The sequence below is a fragment of the Domibacillus iocasae genome (assembly GCF_001750285.1).
GTDB lineage: Bacteria > Bacillota > Bacilli > Bacillales > Domibacillaceae > Domibacillus > Domibacillus iocasae.
Genome location: NZ_MAMP01000024.1, coordinates 356,998 through 379,777, shown reverse-complemented (window position 1 = coordinate 379,777; position 22,780 = coordinate 356,998). Strand labels below are relative to the sequence as shown.

At 42.0% G+C, this 22,780-nt stretch carries 29 protein-coding genes; 23 read left to right on the top strand and 6 right to left on the bottom strand.

Translation table 11 applies throughout. From position 1 onward, the window contains the following. The first annotated feature begins 14 nt into the window (after nt 1–14). Nucleotides 15–1,574, top strand: a complete 1,560-nt coding sequence (locus BA724_RS15910; protein ID WP_069939810.1) for a Vga family ABC-F type ribosomal protection protein — start codon at nt 15–17, stop codon at nt 1,572–1,574. A gap of 60 nt (nt 1,575–1,634) precedes the next feature. Here BA724_RS15910 and BA724_RS15905 read toward each other — a convergent pair whose 3' ends face one another. From BA724_RS15905 to sspK, 3 genes are read right to left on the bottom strand one after another with little or no spacing between them, the layout of a single operon-like run. Beyond that, nucleotides 1,635–1,823, bottom strand: a complete 189-nt coding sequence (locus tag BA724_RS15905; protein WP_069939649.1) for an H-type small acid-soluble spore protein — start codon at nt 1,821–1,823, stop codon at nt 1,635–1,637. Nucleotides 1,824–1,847: 24 nt separating this feature from the next. Then, the gene (locus tag BA724_RS18670) at nt 1,848–2,024 is read right to left on the bottom strand and encodes a hypothetical protein (RefSeq protein WP_169818557.1); all 177 of its coding nucleotides are present in this window, start codon (nt 2,022–2,024) and stop codon (nt 1,848–1,850) included. 14 nt (nt 2,025–2,038) lie between these two features. Further along, nucleotides 2,039–2,194, bottom strand: coding sequence for a small, acid-soluble spore protein K (gene sspK / locus BA724_RS15900; RefSeq protein WP_069939648.1), 156 nt, complete (start codon nt 2,192–2,194; stop codon nt 2,039–2,041). Between the two features lie 222 nt (nt 2,195–2,416). Between sspK and BA724_RS15895 the strand changes: the two genes are divergently transcribed. Further along, complete coding sequence (locus BA724_RS15895) at nt 2,417–2,860, top strand: esterase (protein ID WP_069939647.1); 444 nt, start codon at nt 2,417–2,419, stop codon at nt 2,858–2,860. Nucleotides 2,861–3,150: 290 nt separating this feature from the next. On the opposite strand, the gene BA724_RS15885 is transcribed toward BA724_RS15895, so the two are convergent. Beyond that, complete coding sequence (locus BA724_RS15885) at nt 3,151–3,867, bottom strand: gamma-glutamyl-gamma-aminobutyrate hydrolase family protein (RefSeq protein ID WP_141719962.1); 717 nt, start codon at nt 3,865–3,867, stop codon at nt 3,151–3,153. Nucleotides 3,868–4,353: 486 nt separating this feature from the next. Between BA724_RS15885 and BA724_RS15880 the strand changes: the two genes are divergently transcribed. The 4 genes from BA724_RS15880 (at nt 4,354) to BA724_RS15860 (ending at nt 8,384) form a co-directional block, all read left to right on the top strand. Further along, the gene (locus BA724_RS15880; RefSeq protein WP_069939644.1) at nt 4,354–4,689 is read left to right on the top strand and encodes a YflT domain-containing protein; all 336 of its coding nucleotides are present in this window, start codon (nt 4,354–4,356) and stop codon (nt 4,687–4,689) included. A gap of 182 nt (nt 4,690–4,871) precedes the next feature. Beyond that, the gene (locus tag BA724_RS15875; RefSeq protein ID WP_069939643.1) at nt 4,872–5,174 is read left to right on the top strand and encodes an iron-sulfur cluster assembly accessory protein; all 303 of its coding nucleotides are present in this window, start codon (nt 4,872–4,874) and stop codon (nt 5,172–5,174) included. 408 nt (nt 5,175–5,582) lie between these two features. After that, nucleotides 5,583–6,569, top strand: a complete 987-nt coding sequence (locus tag BA724_RS15865; protein WP_069939641.1) for a BMP family ABC transporter substrate-binding protein — start codon at nt 5,583–5,585, stop codon at nt 6,567–6,569. Nucleotides 6,570–6,587: 18 nt separating this feature from the next. Continuing rightward, on the top strand, nt 6,588–8,384 hold the full coding sequence (locus tag BA724_RS15860) for a sensor histidine kinase (RefSeq protein WP_069939640.1): 1,797 nt from the start codon (nt 6,588–6,590) through the stop codon (nt 8,382–8,384). Nucleotides 8,385–8,439: 55 nt separating this feature from the next. Here BA724_RS15860 and BA724_RS15855 read toward each other — a convergent pair whose 3' ends face one another. Together BA724_RS15855 and BA724_RS18370 are read right to left on the bottom strand one after the other, a co-directional pair. After that, nucleotides 8,440–8,895: a TetR family transcriptional regulator C-terminal domain-containing protein gene (locus tag BA724_RS15855; protein ID WP_141719961.1), complete on the bottom strand. Its 456-nt coding sequence runs from the start codon at nt 8,893–8,895 to the stop codon at nt 8,440–8,442. Nucleotides 8,896–8,928: 33 nt separating this feature from the next. Continuing rightward, nucleotides 8,929–9,807 (bottom strand): exonuclease domain-containing protein, encoded by an 879-nt coding sequence (locus BA724_RS18370; protein WP_069939638.1) that lies wholly within the window; start codon nt 9,805–9,807, stop codon nt 8,929–8,931. A gap of 118 nt (nt 9,808–9,925) precedes the next feature. On the opposite strand from BA724_RS18370, the gene BA724_RS18665 reads away from it, so the two are divergent. From BA724_RS18665 to BA724_RS15780, 17 genes are all read left to right on the top strand, one after another. Beyond that, nucleotides 9,926–10,102: a hypothetical protein gene (locus tag BA724_RS18665; protein WP_169818563.1), complete on the top strand. Its 177-nt coding sequence runs from the start codon at nt 9,926–9,928 to the stop codon at nt 10,100–10,102. Between the two features lie 219 nt (nt 10,103–10,321). Continuing rightward, nucleotides 10,322–10,462: a 3-methyladenine DNA glycosylase gene (locus tag BA724_RS18365; protein ID WP_141719960.1), complete on the top strand. Its 141-nt coding sequence runs from the start codon at nt 10,322–10,324 to the stop codon at nt 10,460–10,462. 154 nt (nt 10,463–10,616) lie between these two features. Beyond that, nucleotides 10,617–11,495, top strand: a complete 879-nt coding sequence (locus BA724_RS15845; RefSeq protein ID WP_083256276.1) for a TRM11 family SAM-dependent methyltransferase — start codon at nt 10,617–10,619, stop codon at nt 11,493–11,495. After that, nucleotides 11,486–11,782, top strand: coding sequence for a hypothetical protein (locus BA724_RS15840; protein WP_069939636.1), 297 nt, complete (start codon nt 11,486–11,488; stop codon nt 11,780–11,782). The genes BA724_RS15845 and BA724_RS15840 overlap by 10 nt, the downstream gene beginning before the upstream one ends. A gap of 314 nt (nt 11,783–12,096) precedes the next feature. Continuing rightward, nucleotides 12,097–14,583, top strand: coding sequence for a bifunctional 2',3'-cyclic-nucleotide 2'-phosphodiesterase/3'-nucleotidase (locus BA724_RS15835; protein WP_069939635.1), 2,487 nt, complete (start codon nt 12,097–12,099; stop codon nt 14,581–14,583). A gap of 100 nt (nt 14,584–14,683) precedes the next feature. Beyond that, nucleotides 14,684–15,709, top strand: a complete 1,026-nt coding sequence (desA, locus tag BA724_RS15830; protein ID WP_069939634.1) for a Delta(5) desaturase DesA — start codon at nt 14,684–14,686, stop codon at nt 15,707–15,709. Between the two features lie 68 nt (nt 15,710–15,777). After that, the gene (locus BA724_RS15825; protein WP_069939633.1) at nt 15,778–16,911 is read left to right on the top strand and encodes a sensor histidine kinase; all 1,134 of its coding nucleotides are present in this window, start codon (nt 15,778–15,780) and stop codon (nt 16,909–16,911) included. Beyond that, a complete protein-coding gene (locus tag BA724_RS15820; RefSeq protein ID WP_069939632.1) occupies nt 16,908–17,507 on the top strand; it encodes a response regulator transcription factor in 600 nt (199 codons plus the stop codon). The genes BA724_RS15825 and BA724_RS15820 overlap by 4 nt, the downstream gene beginning before the upstream one ends. Nucleotides 17,508–17,588: 81 nt before the next feature. Next, entirely contained in the window at nt 17,589–17,945 is a 357-nt protein-coding gene (locus BA724_RS15815) for a DNA-binding protein (RefSeq protein WP_245676233.1), read from the top strand. 89 nt (nt 17,946–18,034) lie between these two features. Next, a complete protein-coding gene (locus BA724_RS15810) occupies nt 18,035–18,430 on the top strand; it encodes a hypothetical protein (protein ID WP_069939630.1) in 396 nt (131 codons plus the stop codon). A 416-nt stretch (nt 18,431–18,846) separates the two neighbouring features. Next, nucleotides 18,847–19,149, top strand: coding sequence for a peptidylprolyl isomerase (locus BA724_RS15805; protein ID WP_069939629.1), 303 nt, complete (start codon nt 18,847–18,849; stop codon nt 19,147–19,149). Further along, nucleotides 19,142–19,285, top strand: a complete 144-nt coding sequence (locus BA724_RS18920; RefSeq protein ID WP_245676231.1) for a hypothetical protein — start codon at nt 19,142–19,144, stop codon at nt 19,283–19,285. Before BA724_RS15805 ends, BA724_RS18920 begins: the two co-directional genes overlap by 8 nt. Nucleotides 19,286–19,836: 551 nt before the next feature. Continuing rightward, on the top strand, nt 19,837–20,646 hold the full coding sequence (locus BA724_RS15800) for an SGNH/GDSL hydrolase family protein (protein ID WP_069939628.1): 810 nt from the start codon (nt 19,837–19,839) through the stop codon (nt 20,644–20,646). Nucleotides 20,647–20,718: 72 nt separating this feature from the next. Beyond that, nucleotides 20,719–21,318, top strand: a complete 600-nt coding sequence (locus tag BA724_RS15795) for a TerD family protein (RefSeq protein WP_069939627.1) — start codon at nt 20,719–20,721, stop codon at nt 21,316–21,318. An 88-nt stretch (nt 21,319–21,406) separates the two neighbouring features. After that, nucleotides 21,407–21,826, top strand: coding sequence for an organic hydroperoxide resistance protein (locus BA724_RS15790; RefSeq protein WP_069939626.1), 420 nt, complete (start codon nt 21,407–21,409; stop codon nt 21,824–21,826). A gap of 12 nt (nt 21,827–21,838) precedes the next feature. Continuing rightward, entirely contained in the window at nt 21,839–22,318 is a 480-nt protein-coding gene (locus BA724_RS15785; RefSeq protein ID WP_069939625.1) for a glutathione peroxidase, read from the top strand. After that, the gene (locus tag BA724_RS15780; RefSeq protein ID WP_069939624.1) at nt 22,315–22,764 is read left to right on the top strand and encodes a MarR family winged helix-turn-helix transcriptional regulator; all 450 of its coding nucleotides are present in this window, start codon (nt 22,315–22,317) and stop codon (nt 22,762–22,764) included. The genes BA724_RS15785 and BA724_RS15780 overlap by 4 nt, the downstream gene beginning before the upstream one ends. Nucleotides 22,765–22,780 lie beyond the last annotated feature (16 nt).

Here is a 22,780-nt window from a genome sequence, read left to right as displayed (position 1 = left end):
AAGGGGATGAGAAAATGAAGGTTCTAGAGGCTAATAATATTCATCTAGAGGTGCGGGAAAGACTATTGTTGTCAATTGATCATTTAGTGATCCACGAAAAAGAGCGGATTGGCCTGGTCGGCAGAAACGGAAGTGGAAAAACATCCTTGATGCATGTACTGGCCGGAAAAATCGAGCCGGATCAAGGAACGATTGTCCAAAATGGGACGATACAGCTTTTGCCACAGCTGAAACAAATCGATTCGGCGAAAAGCGGCGGGGAAATTACACAGCGTTATGTGAGTGAAGCACTGATCAAAAGCCCAAAACTGCTTTTAGCCGATGAACCAACTACTCATCTTGATACAGATCACATTGAATGGCTGGAGAAAAAGCTGCTGGAATGGCAGGGAGCGTTGGTCGTTGTCTCCCACGACCGTGCTTTTTTAGATGCGGTTTGTACCGTTATATGGGAAATAGATGAAAGTCGGCTTCGGATATACAAAGGAAACTATTCCGCTTATGCCGCTCAAAAAGAAACGGAAAGGCAGCGGTACGAACTGGAATATGAAAAGTATGAACAAACGAAAAAGCAGCTGGAACAGGCGATTGCGGCGAAACAGAAAAAAGCGGAACGGGCAGTGAAAAAACCAAAATCAATCGGCTCTTCTGAAGCGCGAAACGTCAAGCCGTATTTTGCGAAAAAACAAAAAAAGCTGCAGACGACCGCCAAAACATTCGAAACAAGGCTTGAAAAGCTCGACAAAGTGGAAAAGCAAAAAGAGCTGCCTCCGATTCGTATGAATGTACAAGAGAAGGAAAGCTTGAAAAATCGAGTGATCATCAGGGGGGAGCAGGTTGAAGGAAAGGTTCGAACCCGGATTCTTTGGAAGCCGGCTGATTTTGTTATTCGCGGTGGTGATAAAGCCGTACTTATTGGACCAAACGGAAGCGGAAAAACAACGCTTTTGAAAAAAATTGTTCACAAAGATGCCGGTGTTTTTGTTGCTCCGGCTGTGAGAATCGGCTATTTCAGCCAGCATATGACGATTTTGGATACGGAACGAACCATTTTAGACAACGTAAAAGAAACGTCTCTTCAAGATGAAACACTGATTCGCATTGTGCTCGCGCGCCTCGGCTTTTGGCGGGAAGACGTGTTTAAAAAAGTGAAAGTATTAAGCGGGGGAGAACGGGTGAAAACGGCGCTCGCAAAATTACTTGTCAGTGACATGAACGTCCTCGTGTTGGATGAGCCGACGAATTTTCTGGATATTGAAGCAATTCAAGCGTTAGAATCCCTTTTAACCGATTATGAAGGCACGGTCCTTTTTACGTCGCATGACAGACATTTTGCGGAAAAAATCGCCACAAAAGTGCTGGCAATTCATGAAATAAAACTAAACGTTTTTGATGGAACTTTGAAGAAATACACGGAAAGACAAAGAAAAGCTGGGCGTGATGGAACGGAAGAACAGCTGCTGTTAATCGAAATGAAAATCGCAGAAGCACTCGGCAAAATGAGTATAGAGCCATCGTACGAACTGGAAAAAGAATTTCAGCGGCTGCTGGCAGCAAAGCGGGCGTTAAAATGAATTGGAAGCTGTACAATTAAAAAAGAAGCTGTCTCCTTACAAAAGGAGACAGCTTCTTTTTTAATGAGTGACTTCTTTCAGGTCCTCTATTCCAACTTCTGTCCGTTCTTCTCCGGGGCCGCGCAGGTGGACCGTTGCCGTTTTTGAGTCTTCATGGACTTGATCAATCCAGACGGACACTCCGTTAAATTGAACCTCCACATCTGATGATGGAGTAGAAACGATTTGTTTCGCTCGTTGAACGTCCATTTGATTACCTCCAAAAAATCGAAATTAAATTTTCTTAGATGCCTTGTCTTGGCTCAATCTTTTTCGTCTTAAACTGGTCAGTTCCGCAAGCTCCCGGGCATATTCTTCATTCACTGTATCCGCCGGTATTTTTAAATTTTTGGGAGTCTGTGAAAGCGCGCGACCGCCGCGGCTGCCTGTTTTATGTTCATCTTTTCCCATTATAACGCCTCCCCTTATTCTGTCCGGTCTGTTGATGCTTTCATCCGTTCCTGTGGATGGGTGTTAATGGTTCCATCTGCTCGTTTGGATGCGTATTCTGCTTTTGCCCGTGCTTTTCCGGCCTCGCCCTTCATGGATGAAACGGAGAAATCTTTTGCTTTGTTCCTCATCTCTTCCCCTCCAGTCACAGCTGAAATATGCGTTTCCGCCCATATAGTATGAAACATGAAACGAAAATTATCATCGCATCTTGTGTGAAAATGATGGATGTATCATTCTGCGGATTTAGGTAAAGCTGTGAATAAAATGTTTTGACCTGTAAAATCGTGCTATAATGGCGTTTGAACATTATTTTGTCAAATTGATTTTGGCATCGAAGGAGATTGGACTGTTTGACTAACAAAGAAGTAAAAAGCGAAGTGCCTCCAAATTTTAAAGAATTGAAAAAATCAGCTGATCGCAAGTCGAATTGGCGGGGACGTCTAGATGCGGTGGAAGAACTGGGACAGTCGAAGAGTGAGTCAACAATCAAGTTGTTAAAACGGATTATGGCCACAGATACAGTTTTTAAAGTACAGGATGCCGCTTATCGCGAGCTTAAAAAGTGGGGCGAAGATGTATCGCAGCCGCCGAAGAAAAAAGGCGACGCAATCAAAGATGTTTCGAAAATTTTGCTGCGCATTAAAAAAAGCCTGCCGAAAGATCATACATTTGACGAGTTTGAAGAAAAGCTTAAAAAGATGCGGCTTGACGTATACGATACGTATGAAGGCGAAAAAGGCGCCGAATTTGGCAAGTGGCTGAAAGAAACTTGGGAAAGTCTTCGGGCTAAATAACCGTCATCATATTTCTGTCAAGCAGATAAAGATAAAAACCAAGCTTTCGGCGCGCTTCAATTGTTAATAGGAGCGCGCTCGTTTCATTTTTAAGGAAATACTTATTTTTTGATTCATTTGTTAGATTGTTTAGGCGTATACCGAAATCTTGATCTAAGGGATGAAGACTCCGGTATATGTCTTTTTTCATTCAGAAAAGGCATCCGTCATAGCCTGGTTATTTTCTTCTTCTTTAGATATCATCAAAGAATCTAAGGGCCGCTTAAGCATTTTGTTGACCACTGTTGTTACTAGACGGGAATGGAATGGATAAAGTGAGAAAAGAGCCTGCGCATCTCGATGCTCTCTGGCACCATTGATTCAGGATGCCACTGCACCCCGATTACAAATACATCCCCTTCCATCTCCACTGCTTCAATCAAGTCATCCGGACTGTGGCCAACGGCTGTCAACCCTTTTCCTAATGCCTCGATTCCTTGGTGGTGCAGACTGTTTACGTTTACCGTGGTTTCTTGAATGATTTTTGCTAACCGTGAATGGCCGGCGAGGGTCACCTGATGGATGGGAACGGAACGGTGGCTGCTTTGTGAGTGAAGAATGTTGCTGGGTGCCTGTGTTGGGATATCTTGCCATAATGTACCACCAAGTGCCACATTGATAAGCTGCAGGCCGCGGCAGATGGCCAGAAGTGGTTTTTTTTGCTCTAAAATCGAAGCGGTTAACCTCAATTCAAATTCATCCCGTTCAGAAAAAACAGGACCTAGTTTTTCATGGGGGGATTGCCCGTAGTGCATCGGGTGAACGTCTTCCCCGCCGCTTAAGATAAAACCATCGCACATACTAAGGTAGAAAGGAATGACATGTAAGGGGGCGGGCGGCAGGATGACGGGGACGCCCCCGGCTGCGAGTACTGCCCGGTGGTAGTCGTGGTGAACGTACACTCCTTCAGAATTTAACGTTTTACGGACAAACGAACTTGTGATGCCGATAATAGGTGCTATTTTCACGGTTTTCCTCCTTTGACCATTTAGCTGTATTGGTCTTCTCATACTCTTTTACATACAGCTATACATATTGTTAAAAAATGTTTTTTATTAACTATTAGATAAATAGAAAAGAGCGTTGTGTGATTAGGTCTTAAAAATTCCATATTGAGGAGTGCAAAGGGAATCTATTGCTTTAGTTTATTCGGGACTTGATTTCCTTGTGAGAGGAAAAGGGCCTTAATCCGTTTTTTTTAACAAAACGTGAAAAAATAGAAGATCAAAAACGGATGAACAAGAGCCATGCGCCTTGTTTATAAACGATAGCGCTAAAGGATGATAAGAAGCGCATAAAAGAAAAGCAGGAGTTAGTCGAAATAAAAATTGCTGAGCAACAGTGGTGTGTCGAAAGTCTCAAATTCTCCTTTCTATGTTTATTGTGTTTCAGAACGTGAAAACTACCATTGAAGACGTATAGCAACTAACCATTAAAAAGGAGAGAAACATTTTATGACACTTGTAAAAGAATACTCTACTGTTGAAGAAGCTGTACAAGGAGCTAATCTCCTTTATTCTAAAGGAGTAATGGACGAAGAAGTATATGTTCTCGCTCATGAAAGAGATGTAACCAATGAAGTAGCGGATCGTTCAAAAGCGGAGAAAATCGGCATGGATGAAACGGGTGCCGGCACGGCGATGAAAAACTTATTCCGCAGCACAGGCGATACGCTTCGAGCGAAGATGGAAGAAGTCGGCTTAAGCCCTGCTGAGGCCCAAAAATACGAAGAGCGGCTCGACAACGGCAAAATCCTGTTGCTTTCTAAAAACGATCAAGTCATTTTATAAGCTCAGGCTTTTTGTAAAGGCCCGCTTTCTAACTTTATCCATACTTTGAGCTTCCTGACTTAAGTCAGGAAGCTTTTTTCAGTCATAGCGATCGGTTGCAGGCAGGATTTTCGCCTTTTCCTTCAGTAAGCGATAAAATACAAGAAGTCTATATTCTTTAGCAATTGAGAGGAGATCATGTAATGAAATGTAAAGTGAATAAAAAAGCAGCCAAAGAATTGAGAAAAATGCTTGAAACGCCGGAAGCGGAGAACAAAATGATTCGTGTTGAAGTGACGGAGAATCACGGCAACCATGCGCATTATGCCATTTTGCTCGACACGCAAAAAGAGCATGATGTGGTTGTTCATACCGATAAAGAGATCGATATCTTACTCGACAGCCGTGAAGAATTTCTAGACGGCATTTTTGTTCAATATTTCTACGTTCCAAAAGAAGGATTTGTCGTCACCAACTCGTCAAAAGGCGGACACCATCACCATTAACATAAAAAAAGACGCCACACCGGCGTCTTTTTTTAAAAGTTATTATCTGTTTTGTAAAGCATCCAGCTTTTTCCGAAGCAATGATGTGTCCATCTCATCTTCTACAGCAATTGAAGTGTATATAAGACCAAAAGAGTTTTTGTATTAAACATGCGGCTGCCGCTTTGCGTGTACACATCGAATGAATGTCCTTGCGCAATTTTAATTAATTTCTGTACGTCATCTGTACTTTTTAATTGACAATCAATAATCAAATGAACCCTTTTTTTATTATTAGGAAATAATTTCAATAAAATGCACGACAAAAAGATGCCATAGTGGGAAAGAAAAGTATCGATTTTTGTCAAGCAATGACCTACTATCATAGTATAGTACTTTCCGATAAATAAGCTGATTAGGGGGTGTTCAATGCTAATGTTCAAACAGGGGAGGCTCATTTTGGCAGGGGCTTTTGTCGCGGCTTTCACTATCATCGTCATGGTCAGTTTAAAAGCAGAAGAGATTATAAACAAAGAAACGGATGTCCGCAAAGAAAGCCAAGTGAAAGTCTGTATTTTAACAGCTGATGCGATAGAAGACCAGAGCTGGAGCAGCCTTGCTTATAAAGGAATGCTACAAATAGAAGACCAGTTTCCGGTTGAAGCGGAGCTGGTAAGTGAGATACGGTCCGAGGTACAAATGAGGGAAATCATTGACCAGGCAGTTCAAAGAGGAGTAAAAGTAATTATCGGTCACGGGCGTGAGTATGCCAGGCCTTTTGATGAGGCTGCCGCCGATTATCCGGATGTGCAGTTTGCGCATTTAAATGGAGAAGCGAAAAGAAATAACCATACCGCTTATACGTATAATCAGAACTCTATTGAGATTGAGCGGATTGCAGCTCTGGCAGTTTCTATGAAAACGAAAACGAATAAAATCGGCTTAATCGACCCGGTAGAAGACCGGCTGTTTCATCCGGGATTTGAAAAAGGACTTAAACAATTCGCGCCGGAGGCTGAATTTTATTATAAAGTCGTCGGCGATTGGGAAGACGGGACGAAAGCCGTTCAAATTGCCAAAGAAATGATTGACGGTGGCGTGGATGTTCTTTATTCTAGAGGGAATGAATTTAACCGGGCGGTCATTAATTATGCACTGAAACAGGGAGTTTACGTAATCGGCTATATGGATAATCAATCATACATAGGGGAAGAGGTCGTTTTGACCAGTATAGTAAACGATATACCGCAAGTTTACGAGGCGATCATGAATGATTACTTTAGTAAAGAAGGAATGCCGGGTGGTATTGCGATGCTGACAAATGAGGAGGGCGTGTATTCACTTGCACCGCTTGGTCCTATGTACACGGAAAAAGAAAAGCAGCGGATTCAAGCCGAAATTGACAAGCTGAACTGATGCAAAAGGAAGCAAGTTATGAAAAAACGATTTATCCACATGTCTTTCCGTCATAAAATTTTAACGGTACTATTAGTAAATACACTATTATTAAGCGGGTTTTCGCTCGTTTTCGTGCAGTCTATTGAAGACGTTCAAACCGTCGGGCATCGGATTAATAAAACCGATATCCCTGAAGTTGTGTGGATTTCGTACTGGAAAGAAGACATAAATATAAAAAAATATATTGTGGAAAGTTATTTGTCGGGCAGCTCGGGCGGTACGCTGATCGGAGCCTATGAGGAGCAGGATGAGAAGACCGTCCAGCCGATAAGCGGACAGAAAGTTGCCATTCCAAAAACGCTTGAACCATTTAGCCGTGACATTGACCGTTTGGATTTTTTGATCGAAAACAATGTAAAGGGTCTTTTGCTTAACGGCAACAATGAGAAGGCAGCCGCTTATGTAACGGAACAATATTTACCGGAACTCAACCGGCTAAAAGTAGAGCTGGAAGAAAAAGAGGCCGCTGCGCTTTCGTCATTAAGTGGTCGGGCAAACCGTTTTTCAGAAATTATTAAAACGGCTCTTCTTGTTTTACTGTTTTTCACCACAGTCGCACTCATTCTGTCTATTTATGGTGCTTACTGGATTAGCAGAGGGCTGACGAAACCAATCGAAAAAATGATTCGGAGTGTGGATGCGATTGCAAGCGGTCATTACGGCTTAATCGTAACAGCGGCGGAGCAGGAAGAGCTGAAAACCGTCACAGACTCCATTAATAAAATGTCCGTGCGTTTAAAAGAATCGTTTGAAACGATTACCGCCGGAAAAGTATATCGGGAACAAATTTTAAATTCATTGCCTGTCGGGATTATAACAAGTGATGATAAAACGGGTCTTTTTTCTTTAAACACTTTTGCGAAGCACCTGTTAAATACGCAGGAAGACACCTTTCAATATTTGGCAGAAACCGATTTTAATCAAAATAAGGCATTTTGGCATATTTTACGGTCTAAGCGAATTTGTCAAAATGAAAAAATTTCTTTTTCGATGAATGAAAAATTGTATCAGCTACTTGTGTCGCAGACCGAATTATTTAATGATCAGGAAGAGAGAATCGGCCGAATTTTTTATTTTATCGATTTTACACAAGTCAATGAACTGGAACAGCGAATGCGGCAGTCAGAAAAATTGGCAGTTTTGGGAGAAATGGCGGCAGGAGCAGCGCATGAAATCCGAAATCCGCTTGCTGTTATTCAAGGATTTCTGACATTAATGGAGAATTCCTTTTCAGACAAGGAAAAAGAACAATACTATATCCCGCTTGTATTGAAGGAGCTGGGTCGGATCAATGCGATTATTGAAAACATGCTGCTCATGTCTAAACCGGAAGCCCCGATTTTAAAAGAGGTAAGGCTGGAAGACTTAATTCGGGACATTTTGCCGCTTATTACACAGTCAGCCGAAAAAGATATTGAATTTACACTTGCATTAGATCCGCAGCTTTTGCATGTTGACCCGAATCAAATGAAGCAAATTTTTCATAATTTGATTCGTAACAGCATGGAAGCGATTGAGGAAAAAGGACATATTTCGATTCAATCAACGGTTGAAAATGGGTGGTATCGAATTGATTTGCAGGACACAGGACCTGGTATAACGGAGCAGATGCAAAAAACGTTGTTTGATCCATTTTCCACTTCAAAAGAAGGCGGCACGGGACTTGGACTGCCTCTTGTTCAGCGGATGATTGAAAGCCACGGAGGAACCATTAACTTAACATCTACGTCAGAAGCCGGGACGACGTTTTGTATCCTCCTGCCTATTGAATAAAAGAAAACAGAAGGAGCTGTGGCAAAATCGGATTGATTTTGCCACAGCTTTTTATCTATATATCCGTTTCCTCAATTGGCTGCTTGAATAAAGTATTCATGTGATTTACAAGAACTTGTTTTATTTTTTCCTTCTGCAGTCGTTTTGGGTTAAGAATGGCGTGAAGAGCAAGACCGTCAACAAGGGCATAAAGCCTTTCCGTTTCAATATCAAGATTTATTGAGTCTTTTAGAATCCCTCCTTGATGAAGTTCCGTCATTATACGTTGAACTCCTTCCAATACCCCCTCATCCTCCTGTTGTCTATGGTGAATATCCGCCATTATAAAATGAAACCAGACGGACATTTCCATTTCACTTTCTTTATTGTAAGGGATCAATTCGAGCAAAATGCGGATGCTGGTCTGCTCTGGAGTGCCTTTCGACTGTAAAATGGAGTCGATTCGCTTTGACACATTTTCTTTTACAAGATCCATTGTATAAAGAAGCAGCTCTTCCTGTAAAGAAGGCAAAAAAGAACGCGCTGAAATAAAAAGCGCGTTCTTTCATTTAAATAATGCGTCAAAAAATTTTCGTTCCGAGACGAGTTTAACCGGTCCGCCTTTAGCCTGCCACTCTTTTGCTTTTTGAATTTGGGAAGAGATGCGGCCATCTCGGTATTTTTTTGCATCTGATTCGCCGACGATTAAATAATCGGTGTCTTTTTTTACAGTGGCATGAACGTTTGCGCCAAGGTTTGTCACAAGATCGATGGCTTCCTGTCGTTTCATCGATGTAAGTGTGCCGGTGAAAGCGATTGACTTTTGAGAAAAGGGATGCGTGCCGGTTCTTGGTTTTGGCTTCAGCTTGCGGACAGTCTTTTTTTTCTTGAAAGAGTCTCCATGTATATAGCCAAACGAATAATTTATTTCTTCCAAAAACTGATCAAGCGATGTATAGTGTTTCAGCATATTATTTACAATGACTGCGCAGGCTACCGCATCTTCCAGCGCATTGTGATGATCGAACGTAAAGTCGAAATGGGCGGCTACAACATTTAATTTATTAGATGGAAGCGTTAAAACCGATTTTGCCAGCATGCATGAGCAAAAATACGGATTATTTGGCAGCGTCAGCCGGTGTTTGGCGGCTGTGCCCCGCAGGACATTGATATCGAATTGGGCAAAGTGGGCAACAATCGGATCATCGCCGATAAACGCCAGCACTTCGACAAAAATATCCGCAAACGAAGGAGCGTCTTTGACATCATGAGACCGGATGCCATGCACGGCGATATTTCGCGCATCAAACCGTTCATTCGGGTTCACTAATGAATAATAGGTTCCGGCGATTTCCCCGTTTACCACTTTTGCCAGCCCGATCGAACAAACACTGCTTCGGCTGGCATTGGCCGTTTCAAAATCAAGTGCAGTGAAATTTTTCAAAACGAATCATTCCTTCGCATGAATTTTAATAGAATAAGTGTACTGTTTTTGCGAAAGAAAAACAATCGAATGACAATCTATGGTACACTGACAAAAAGAAAATCAGGCAGGTGCTTTTATGATTAAACTCGGCTGGGCCCTTACATCCATTGGTTTCATCGCTATTATTTGCGGGCTTCTTTATCCGTTTGGCGCGATTGCAAAAGAGACATTTCTTGTCTTGTTAATTGGAGGTGCGCTTATCATGTTTATCGGTTCAATGGTGCGCACGTTTGCGATTTTAAAAAAGAAATAATCAACCCCGCTGTCAGCCGGCAGCGGGCTTTTTCATGTTTTAAACCTATAGGGTATAAAGAAGACAAGGTGATCTCCAACGGTATGACCGCATTTTGCCGGTTTATCAATGGAGACGATCATCCACGGGATGTTCTTACAAAAACATAATAACCTGTGTTTAGTTTTCAGGGATTGTGGAAATAACATAACAGAAGCAAGACAAAGGAGGCAGACATACATGTCAGAAAAAAATACCGAGTCGAACGACTCTGTAGAACAGCAAAAGAAAAAAGAACGCGGCGAGGATATTGAACCGCAGCGGGCACAAGATAAAAAAGAGCCTCGTCCCGCCGATAAAAACCCTGACGATTTCGAATAAATCGTCAGGGTTTTTTTATTTTGTTCAAAAAAGATTCCGCCCAATCATAAAAAGTATGTCAAAATAAGCAGAAGAACAAAAGGAAAAGAGGGCAAATGTGAACGAATTTATTTATACAGTAAACTACAGCGCCGAAGACCAGGAGCTGGCTGAGATGGAACTGCGTGCTTTCTTTGGACCGAATGCAAAAGGTCCGATTATAAAAAGCGAGGTTGATCTGGATCTGAACCGCAGCCCATTTATACGGGAAAAAATAGACGTACTGCTTGACAGTGAAACGGCATCCGGCATTATAAAAAAAGCCGGCAGCATGAACCTTGGTGAAGAAACATTTAAAGTCATTTTTGTGAAAATCAATGACTTGCCGCTTCGCGAAAAAGTTGAATATGCTGAACGAATGGAAATAGAACGGGCAATTGGGTGGGAAATCACCGGTGAAGCTGATTTGAAAAATCCGGACCATCTTTTTGGTGTTGCTGCCTGCGGCGGCCGCTGGTACTTAGGCCGCTATCAAAAAAATCAGCGGCTGTGGACGAAGCATATAAAAAAGCCGCGTGAATATTCAACAGCGCTCAGCGCACGAGATGCACGGGCAATTGCGAACATTGCTGTCCCAAGCGTAGCTGGAATAAAGGCGATTGATCCGTGCTGCGGCATTGGCACCGTCCTCGTTGAAGCATTGTCGATGGGCATTCATATCGATGGACGTGATATGAACCCGCTCGTTGTGGACGGCTCCCGTGAAAATATTGCTTATTTCGGACTGGAAGGAGATGTGGCGCTTGGTCCTATTGAGGACACGAAAGCGCATTATGACGTCGCAATTATCGATATGCCGTACAATTTATACACCCATTCGACGCCGATGGAGCAGCAGTCCATTTTAACAAACGCCCGGCGGATTGCAAAAAAACTAGTGGTTGTTTCGGTCGATCCGATTGAAGAGATGATCCGCGAAGCAGGGTTTATTATTCAAGATCGCTGCATTGCGAAAAAAGGCACCTTTTCAAGGCGGATTTTAGTATGTACTTAATGAAAAAAGCACTTTGCAAAAAGTATCTTCAGAGTGCAGTCAAAGAAAACTTTTGCCGGCCCCCTTTTTTATTTACCATTGTGCCAGGGATGCGAACAAGTTCATTCGATTTGCCGCTTTTTTGTTGGAGCCGGATGGCGGCAGCGCCGAATTGGGACTGTTACGATGCCCACCCGTTTTTCGCGAATAAAAGCCAGCCAAAAACGGCACAAAAGCTCGCTGTTCTTCCAAAAAACGGGATGAAGCCAAAAGGACGCAGACTCCTCCTGGAAAAGAAGTCGACGTGAGACCCCGCAGGAGCGGCAACGCCGAGGAGGCTCACATACTGCCCGCGAAAGCGGAGTTCTTTTTGCTTCACCTATCGACCCTTTCAAAAAAGCGATGTTTCCCGTCAAGACGCTTGTTCGTTTCTGGTAATAGAAGCTTTTTTTCAAAAAGACTGCCGATTTTGTCGACAGCCTAAAGTCACTTTGCAAAAATTGTCTTTTTTTTATGCGAACACATTGTAAACTTATGCGAAAAATGTTGTAAATTTTCTGATTTTTATTTAATGGACATGTTATAATTTTTATACTAAAAAAATAATTTAGGGGGCAGTTATATGGAAAAAGCATGGACAGTCGTTACTCTGATCGCAGCGGGTTTATTTTTACCTCATATGGCGGCGGCAGAAGGCACCGTTAATTTGCGTATTGTCGAGACATCAGACATTCATTCAAACGTAATGAACTACGATTATTACAAAGGGTCGACTACAAATGCGTATGGACTGTCCAAAGCAGCAACACTGATTAAACAACTGCGCAGCGAAGCAGAAAATAGTCTTTTATTTGATAATGGAGATTTAATTCAAGGCAGTCCGCTTGGTGACTACGTGTATAACAACGGGCTGATGAAAGAAGGATATGTTCACCCGGTTTATAAAGCGATGAACCAGCTTGGCTATGATGCGGCGACTATCGGAAACCATGAGTTTAACTATGGACTGGATTTTATGGATATTGCTCTAGAAGGAGCGGACTTTCCATATGTAAATGCTAATGTGTACGACAACGAAGGAAATCCATACTTTACCCCTTTTAAGATTTTAGAGAAAAATGTGACAGATATGAAGGGGGGCATACATAAAATAAAAGTCGGCGTAACCGGTTTTGTGCCGCAAGGGATTATGAACTGGGATGCCAAACATTTAGAAGGCAAACTAGTCGTAGAAGACATTGTGAAGTCGGCAGAAAAAGTAGTGCCAGAAATGAAAGAGGCCGGAGCGGACGTCATTGTCATCCTGTCGCACTCTGGCATTGCGGAATATGACCAGAATGGCAAGATGAAAGCTTATACAGAAGGCATTGAGAACGCCTCCTATTATTTAAGTCAAATCCCGGATGTAGATGCGATTTTAACCGGCCATCAGCATTTAAGCTTTCCAAATGCTGCGAAGCCATCGTTCCCAGACGGGAATGGCATTGACAATACGACTGGAACAATTAATGGCGTCGCGACAGTGATGCCGGGCTCGTGGGGGAATAATATCGGGTTAATTGACCTTCAAGTGGAAAAAGTGGACGGCAAATGGGATGTCATAAATGGAACATCAACGCTGAAGCCAATCACTGCGGGAGAGGTGACGGCAGATGCAGATCCTGCCATCATCGATTCGGTAAAAGCGGAGCACGAAGCGACTATTACGTATATGGATACACCTGTTGGCGAGCTTAAAGGAGACTTAAATACGTATTTCGGTCTCGTGCAGGATAACGCGGCGATGGAGATTTTAAACCGCGCACAAACATGGTACGTAGAAAGCGCACTGAAAGGTACTCAATATGAAAAATTGCCGGTTCTTTCCGCATCCGCACCGTTTAAGGCAGGACGCGGCGGAGTAGAAGATTACACAGATGTAAAGTCAGGCACGATCGTACTGAAAAATATCGCAGACCTGTATTTGTACGATAATAATGTCGTAAACGCCGTAAAAGTAGATGGCGCAACGTTAAAAGAATGGCTGGAGTGGTCAGCAGGACAATTTAATACAATTGAAATTGACCCAGCAAAAAAAGAAGTGCAATCGTTAATCAATCCAGACTTCCCGACCTATAATTTCGATGTGATCGACGGTGTTACGTATGAGATTGATGTGACATCACTGCCGAAATACGATAAAGGGCAAAATCTCATCAATGAAGATGCGAATCGGATTAAAAATGTGAAGTATAATGGAAAATCGGTTACAGATGACATGGAATTTATTGTGGCAACAAATGATTACCGGGCCGCAGGCAGCAAACTGATGAACCCTGGCGGCGTGAATACGGTATTAAAAGCACCGGATTCCAATCGTCAGGCGATGATGAACTATGTTATGGAGTTTAAAGAAATTGATGCAGCCGTTAACAATAACTGGACGTTTGCCAAAACAAATGCGACCGTTGTTTTTACATCAAATCCGAAAGCGGAGGCTCTTGCGAAAAAAACAAAAAATATCACGTATACAGGTGAAACGAATGAAAAAGGATTTGGTCTTTTTGAGCTTGATTTAAGCGAAGGAGGATCATCAATCGACCATTCATTTATAGACGTGCCGGCAGATCATTGGGCGGCCCGATATATTACAGCCTTAGCGGAAGCGGATATCATTAAAGGCAAGACCGATAAGACGTTTGATCCGGAAGGCAGTGTCACACGCGGTCAATTTGTCAGTCTGCTCGCACGTTCTATGAAGTGGACAGCTAAAAAAGAAGCTCCTTTCGTGGACGTGAGTGGGTCCCTAAAACAAGACATCGCTGCTGCTTATGAAGCAGGCATTACAAAGGGAACGAGTACAGAAATGTTTAAACCAGCTAAACCGATCACTCGTGCAGAAATGGCGGCTATGCTTGTCCGTGCGTATGAAAAAGAACATGGGAAAGTAAAAGTGAGCGGATCGCTGCCGTTTACCGATCTGTCGGCTTACGGACGAACTTTTCAAGAATCCATTCACAAAGCATATCAGCTCACGTTAATGGAAGGAACGGACAAAACATTTAAGCCGGGGAATACAGCGACACGCGCTGAAGCGGCAAAAGTGTTATATTTGCTAAATGAAAAATAAAATATGACAAGTGTCATATAAATTGCATGACGGGTGCTACTGCACAAGACGTTTTCCCTCCGCTATACTAAGTACATAAATGAGCGGAGGGAACGTAAACATGAGTAAAGAAAACACAAAAGTTTTACGGAAGCAAGTAGCTCCCTATGAAAAATCAAATACACAAAAAAGTATTTTCCAATTAATTAACACGGTCGGTCCATTTTTACTTGTTTGGTACTTGGCATATCAAAGCTTATCCATCTCTTATTGGTTAACGCTTGGACTGGCGGTTGTCGGTGCCGGATTTATTACGCGCATCTTTATTATTTTTCATGACTGCTGCCACCATTCGTTTTTCAAAAACCGGAAATTAAATCGCATTGTCGGTACATTGACAGGTGTTTTGACATTTTTCCCGTATGACCAATGGCAGCATAGCCATAACGTCCATCATGCGACGAGTTCTAATTTAGATAAGCGCGGTACAGGTGATATGTGGATGATGACTGTGAATGAGTATTACGCGGCACCGCTAAAAACGCGTATTGCGTACCGTTTGTACCGCAATCCATTTGTCATGTTTGTAATTGGCCCGATTTGGGTGTTTTTAATTACCAATCGATTTAATGTAAAAGGTGCCCGCAAAAAAGAGCGCATGAACACGTACTTAACGAACGTGATTCTTCTTGGCAGCGTACTTCTCATGAGCTGGCTTGTCGGCTGGCAGGCATTTTTGCTTGTACATGGTCCGATGTTCTGGATCGCCGGCGCGATGGGGGTTTGGTTGTTTTATGTACAGCATACGTTTGAAGATTCGTACTTTGAAGAAGACGAAAACTGGAACTACGTGAAAGCGGCAGTAGAAGGAAGCTCTTTTTATAAGCTGCCAAAGCCGCTCCAATGGATTACCGGCAACATCGGTTTCCATCATGTGCATCATTTAAGCCCGCGTGTGCCAAACTATCAGCTCGAAGCAGCACATTCAAATTCAGAGCCGCTTCAAAATGTGCCGACAATTACACTCTGGACGAGTATCCAGTCCGTGAGATTCCGTCTATGGGATGAAGCACAGGATAAATTTGTTACCTTTAAAGACGCAAAGAAAACGTACGGTGCGCATAACAAACGAAGCGCAGTTAATTAACTGAAAAGCTGTCCTCGCTCGATGAGGACAGCTTTTTTATGTTAAAATAAGGTCAAAAAAGGTGTTTTATGAAAAAACGATTTGCATCGCTTCAAAGAAGCTCTGGACTGTCTCCATACATATGGAGCATTTTAAGTTTTCTACCATTTTACTTTATTTTCCAGTCGTCCTCAACCATTGAAATTGTGGTCGGCATCACATTAACTATTTTATTTTTTATTAGTTTTCGATTTGCTTTTTTATCATCCAAGTGGCCGGTTTATTTATGGATTTGCATTCTTGTTGGGATTTCCGTGACCATGACGATTTTGTTCCAATTTATTTATTTTTCATTTTATATTGCGTATTACAATGGCAATATCCGCAACCGTGCGGCGTTTGTTACGGCGTATGTGATTCATCTGGTCAGCACAATCGCATCGATCAACTACAACATTGTCGTTCAGGACCCGCTGTTTATCCAGCAGCTGCCCATTATTATTGTGGTTTTTATTAGCGTTATTTTATTGCCATTTACATTGTACAATCGAAAAAAGCAGGATAAGCTCGAAGCAGAGCTACAAATGGCAAACAACCGGATTTCAGACTTGGTCAAGCAGGAGGAACGTCAGCGGATTGCCCGCGACTTGCATGATACACTTGGCCAGAAATTGTCATTAATTGGACTGAAAAGTGATTTGGCACGCAAACTGATTGAAAAAGACCCGGAAAAAGCAAAAAGTGAACTGCTGGATGTACAGCAGACGGCACGGACAGCGCTGAATGAAGTGAGAAATCTTGTTTCCTCAATGCGAGGCATTCGTGTGAACGACGAAATGGTTCTTGTCCAGCAAATGTTAAAAGCAGCGCAAATTGAATACACAGGCGCTCCTTCATTTCAGCTTGAAAAGGCGTCACTATTCGTAGAAAATGTGTTAAGCATGTGTATGAAAGAAGCAGTTACGAATATTGTAAAACACAGCCAGGCATTTTCATGCCACATTCAAATTCAACAGCTCGAGGACGCTGTACGAATGACTGTAAAAGATGACGGAGTTGGCCTGAACCGTCATGACATTGGGAAAGGAAGTGGGCTGCCAGGCATGCGTGAACGGCTTGAATTTGTCAACGGTACTTTAGACATCCAGTGTAAAAATGGTACGACACTTGTGATGACAGTCCCAAATAATGTAACACAACATGACGGGGAGATGAAAATATGATTCGTATTGTCATTGCCGAAGATCAGCGTATGCTGCTTGGCGCACTTGGATCGCTTCTCAGTTTAGAAGACGATATGGAGGTGATTGGCCAGGCGGCAAATGGAGAAGAAGCAGTAACGCTTGTCCATGAGATGCAGCCCGACATTTGTATTATGGACATTGAAATGCCGATCAAGACTGGTCTTGAAGCCGCTGAAGAGTTAAAAAACGATTCGTGCAAGGTGATTATTTTAACAACATTTGCTCGAACTGGCTATTTTCAGCGCGCGTTAAAAGCGAAAGTGAGCGGCTATTTATTAAAAGACAGTCCGAGTGAAGAGCTCGCAAGCTCGATCCGCAGCATTATGGATGGGCGTAAAGTGTACGCCCCGGAATTAATGGATGATTTTTACAGTGAAGAGAACCCGCTGACAGAGCGGGAAAAAGATGTACTCGAACTTGTAGCAGAAGGGAAAAATACGGGTGAGATTGCGAAAAAGCTTAATTTAAAAAACGGTACAGTCCGTAATTACATCTCTACCATTTTTGATAAATTAGAAGTGAAAAATCGAATCGAAGCGATTTCCCAGTCGAAAGAAAAAGGCTGGTTTAAGTGACCAGCTGCTTAAAAGCTATACTGATTTTTAAAATGGACAAACGTGCTTAGGCGCGTTTTTTTATTTTAAAAGAAGAAATGATTGTTGCCGGTTGTTCATAAGATAGGAAAGTGGATAAAGAATGAGGAGGAGGGACAAGCCATGAGTTTATTTTTAGGATTGGGAATTGCTATAGCGGGCTATTTTATTGGGGATGGGCTGAAAAACTGGAAAAATCCATCAGAAAAAAACTTTATCGATCATTTTAAAAAAAGAGATGAGCCTGAATTAATTGAAGCGGGGGAGGTGCATCGTTTTATCGGTACACCGAAAGGAGAGGCAAAAGCATTGATTGAGGAAAATCCGGATATTCCTTCGATAACGATAAACAGAAAAATATATTTTTCCAGAACCACTTTGCGTGAATGGCTGGCGGCACAAAAACTTCGCTCAAGTTGAATGCCGGCTAAATTCAAAAAGGTCGGCGAAAGCAAGCCGTATAAATTGATTTTATCTGCTTAAGATAAAGAAAAAGGAGGGAATAAGGTGTGGATAAAGACTTGACGTTGACGTTAGGAAAAGTGCTGGGTGAATTATATGAAATTCAAAAGCAACAAGGAATCAACAAGGTGGATAACGGTCATATTTACGGTTTGTTACATGGGTTTGAAGAAGCTTTAAAGAAAGAATTTGAAAACTTGAATTTTATCAGCCAAGAAAAAGTAGAGGCGGTTTCCCAATACTTTTCTTCTTTTATAAAGGCGGGAACGGAAACAGACGACCTTCCTCCATTCGATAGTATGCGCTCGCAGATGGAAAAGCAGGGCATGGATCAAGAACAGTTTATTACTATATTACGCTATTTAAACGCATCCGACAGGCTGAATATAGATGTAAATCAACTCGGAAACTTCGAATTAACAAGCGGTGATAGAAATGGCTGAGCATCCTCAAAGAATGCTTCAGCTTGTAGACAACGTCAACAGCTTCTTTTCAGCAAATGTCTAATGTCTGAAAAGTTATAATATTCCAGTTAACTAATTTTGTTTTTTTTCTGGAGCCGATAGGTGAAGCTGGCAGGAATGCGCTTTCCATGGGCAGTGCGGGAGCTTCCTCGGCTGACGCTTGCGGGATCTCCCGACTCTGAACTGCATCCCCAATCATTAGTGTCCAATGATTGGGGTGCAGTTCAACGCTGCCTTTTCGGAACCATTTTAATAATACGTGTACAATTTTCTCACGCAAAGAAAGTAATTTGTCTACAGTCTAGAGCATCCAAAAAAGGATGCTTTTTTTCATTTAATTTTCACTGTCCCTCGTTAAACTGAATAGGTAACGAATGAAAAAGGATGTGCAAGAAATGGATCAAGAGAAGGACACTTTTGCGACATCTGAGAAAGTGGAAGCGAGTCATATTTTAATTGAAGATGAAGAAACGGCAAATGAAGTAATCAAAAAACTTGAAGCTGGCGAAGACTTTGCCGAATTGGCGAAAGAATATTCAACGGATACAGCAAGTGCGGAAAATGACGGCGAGCTCGGATTCTTTGGCACAGGTGAAATGACTGAAGAATTTGAAACGGCCGCATTTGCTATGAAAGTCGGAGAAACAAGCGATCCAGTAAAAACTGATTGGTTACCACGTTATAAAAGTAATGGATAAGCAGGAAGCAAAGGAGGCAAATTTAGAAGACAGCACAGACGGAATCCGTGAAACACTTATGCAGGAAAAACTGTCGTCCGAGTACACAACATGGCTTGAAGAAAAACAGGAAGAATACGACATTTATAATCGTTAGAAATAATGACGGACCCTGTCGAATGAGACGGGGTTTTTATATTAAGCGCCATTAAATTTGAAGCAAATAGGGGAAGGAAGTAGACTAAGAATGAGAAAGCACATTGGATAAGGCTGTGACTAAACATGAAAATCGATGAGTTTTTTTGATACAACATGCCGTTTGGCAAAAAGCTCATTCGGCTGCATCATAAAAATGCGCTGTTATTTCTTGTTTTAACGATAATCAGTTTTCTGCTTTTTTCAACGACATTCAGGACTCCTTTTCCAGAAATGCGGGTATGGATAAAAGAAAGTCATATTTGGATCGGCTTTTTCTTTATATAATATATCACACTGATCGTACTGGATTTTTTTACCGGAAATTGTGAAATGGATGAATCCGTTTTTTGCGTTAAGCAGCCTTTATAAACAGGATGGGAACGGCTTAACCACTTCTTCCAATAAGAAACAGATAATTTGAGAAAGCGGAGTGCCCGAACGTATAATAGGAAATTAACAAGGTCATACTGAAAGGTATTTCGGTATAAAAGGAGGAAAAAGGCAAAGGGCATGAAAGTGGTCGCAGCGATCCTTAGTCTCGTAGCAGCGTGTGTGGCAGGCATTGCGATTTGGATATATTACCCGCAGTATCAGATAGAGCAGTTAAAGGAAGGAAACGGGCCTCATACACTTGCAAGTGAACGAAAAGACACGTATGTAGAGTATTTTCGTAAAAGCGACAAGCAAGTGCTTCGCCATGTAGCGATTGGGGATTCAATTATTACCGGGTTTGGAGCAAGTCCGAAAGAAAACCTCGTTAAGACATTCTCGGAAAATCTGGAAGCGTCTATTCAAAAAGATGTACAGTTTCAAAATGAAGGGATTAATGAGATTACCAGCAGCGAATTAAATGAACTTGTTCAAAACGGGGAGTTTGATGAGCAAATTAAGCAGGCGGATATTGTCACGATTAATGTTGGCGGCAATGATATTTTGCAGCTTGGATTTGAAGAAGGATTTTATGAAGCTGTACAGTCATTTGATTTGCTGCAGACAGAATTTAACGGGAACTTAACAGACGTTTTGGATCGGGTGCACGAGCTAAATCCGGAAGCGACAGTTTTATTGCTTGAATTGTATAACCCGCTTGATAGAGAGTTTGAATTATACACGCTGGCGGACCGGTTTTTACCAAAATGGAATGTCCAGCTGTACGAGCTCGCTTCGAAATTAGACTACGCAGTCGTTGTCGATACAACCGAAGTGATAAACAGTGAGCAGCCGCAAAATTTGTCAGACGATGGAATTCATCCGAGTGAACTTGGCTACCATGCGATTGCAGAGCAAATGCTGAATCAGCTTGAAACGAGAACAAGATAGATCGTCAGCTGTAGGCTTTTACTTTGAAAGAAAGCCTGCAGCTGATATGATTAATGGTAAGGAGGGATTTTTTTGAAACCTAATCGGCTGACAGCTTCTATTAAAATTGCCCTAGGCTGGGATGGAAGCGCTTCACTTTTTGATCTTGATATGATGGCAATGTTAGTTGATGAAAAAGATAGAGTCCGTTCGCATAAACATATCGTTTTTTATAACCAATTGACAGCTTTTGATGGTGCGCTGCTTTTGTCAAATGATAATCAAACGGGTGCGGGCATTGGCGATGATGAAGAATTATATGTTCAGTTGTCCATGCTGCCTGCGTCTGTTGATAAAATTGTCATTGCTGTCGCTCTTTATCAATCGGGCGTCCAAACCTTCTTTCGTGATGTAAATGAAGCCTTTATCAGGATGATCAATGATGAAACAAAAGAAGAAATCGTCCGTTACGAACTGGGAGAGGATTTTTCTGACACATCGGGGGTCGTCATTGGAGATGTGCGCCGGGCAGATAATGGCTGGCGGATTGTCTTAACGGGAAGCGGTGCCACAGGTAACTTTCAGGATATTTGCAATATATACGGGCTTACAGACTTTCCAGACGGTTTTTTTGATAAGAAAAAATCAATGAATAAATTGTCGCCCTTACATATGAAAAAGCCATTTTTTTAAAGATGGCTTCTTTTTGTTTGCATTATTTATTTGAAACGTGTACGATTTAATCGTAGAAGATTTAATTAATAGAAAAGGAGCTTATTAAATGAAGCCACTTTATGAAGCAACGATCATTAACACAGGCGGACGTGAGGGAGAAGTGCATTCACCGGATAATATTTTCAATATTGATGTCGCCAAACCGGCGGCACTCGGCGGCAGCGCTACAACGGCTACAAATCCTGAACAGCTTTTTGCGGCCGGCTACAGTGCATGCTTTAATAGTGCACTTGAATTATTATTAGAAAAAGGCAATGTGAAGTTTGACAGCAGTGAGGTAACAGCGACTGTGTCACTTTTCCCGGATAAGACAGATAATGGATTTCAACTTGGGGTGAAGCTTGAAGTGTCAATTGCAGGGGTTGATCGTGAGACTGCGGAAGAATACGTGCATAAAGCGCATAATTTCTGCCCATATTCAAAAGCCATAAAAGGCAATATTGATGTTGAATTATCCGTTAAGTAAAGGGGAATGTTTATGACCACTGTTTATGATTTTACTGTAAAAAAACCAAATGGCGAAATGCTTTCGCTGAAACAGTATGAAGGAAAGGCCTTCGTTATTGTGAACACGGCGAGCAAATGTGGATTTACGCCACAGTTTGGTGGTCTTCAGTCTCTGTATGAAAAATATAAGGATGATGGATTAATGGTTCTTGGTTTTCCATGCGATCAGTTCAATAACCAGGAATTCGATGATATCGACAAAACGACAGAATTTTGCCAAGTGAATTATGGTGTCACGTTTCCCATATTTGCGAAAATTGATGTAAATGGAGATCATGCGGACCCGCTTTTTAAACATTTAACGACGGAGAAAAAAGGGCTGCTGTCAAAAAAAATCAAGTGGAATTTCACGAAGTTTTTAATTGATAAAAATGGTCAGGTTGTAGAACGGTATGCACCCCAGACAGATCCTGAAAAAATAGAAGAGGACTTAAAAAACGTATTGTCATGAATGATTTTTTATCGCTGAATAAACAGCTTTGCTTTGCCGTGTACGAAACGGCTGGTGAATTTAATAAGCTGTATACAAGTGTGCTTCAGCCTTTTGGATTGACATACCCACAGTATTTGGTGCTGTTGTCGTTGTGGGAGAAAGATGAAGTAACGATGAAAGAACTTGGTGCGAGGCTTCATCTTGGCACGGGAACACTGACGCCAATGATTTCGCGTATGCAGGAAAATGGCTGGGTGCGAAAAGAGCGCTCGAAAGACGATGAGCGGAAAGTGTTTATTTATCTCCAAGAAAAAGCACGCAGAGAACAGTCTGCCATTACGAAGCGTGTCGCCGAAGAAATACAGTTTTGCAACATTAGCGTAACCGAATATGAGCAGATGATGGGAACTTTAAATGGGCTGCACCGAAAACTGAAGAACCGAACAAAAAACGCCGCTGAGTAACTGCCTGGCGTTTTTT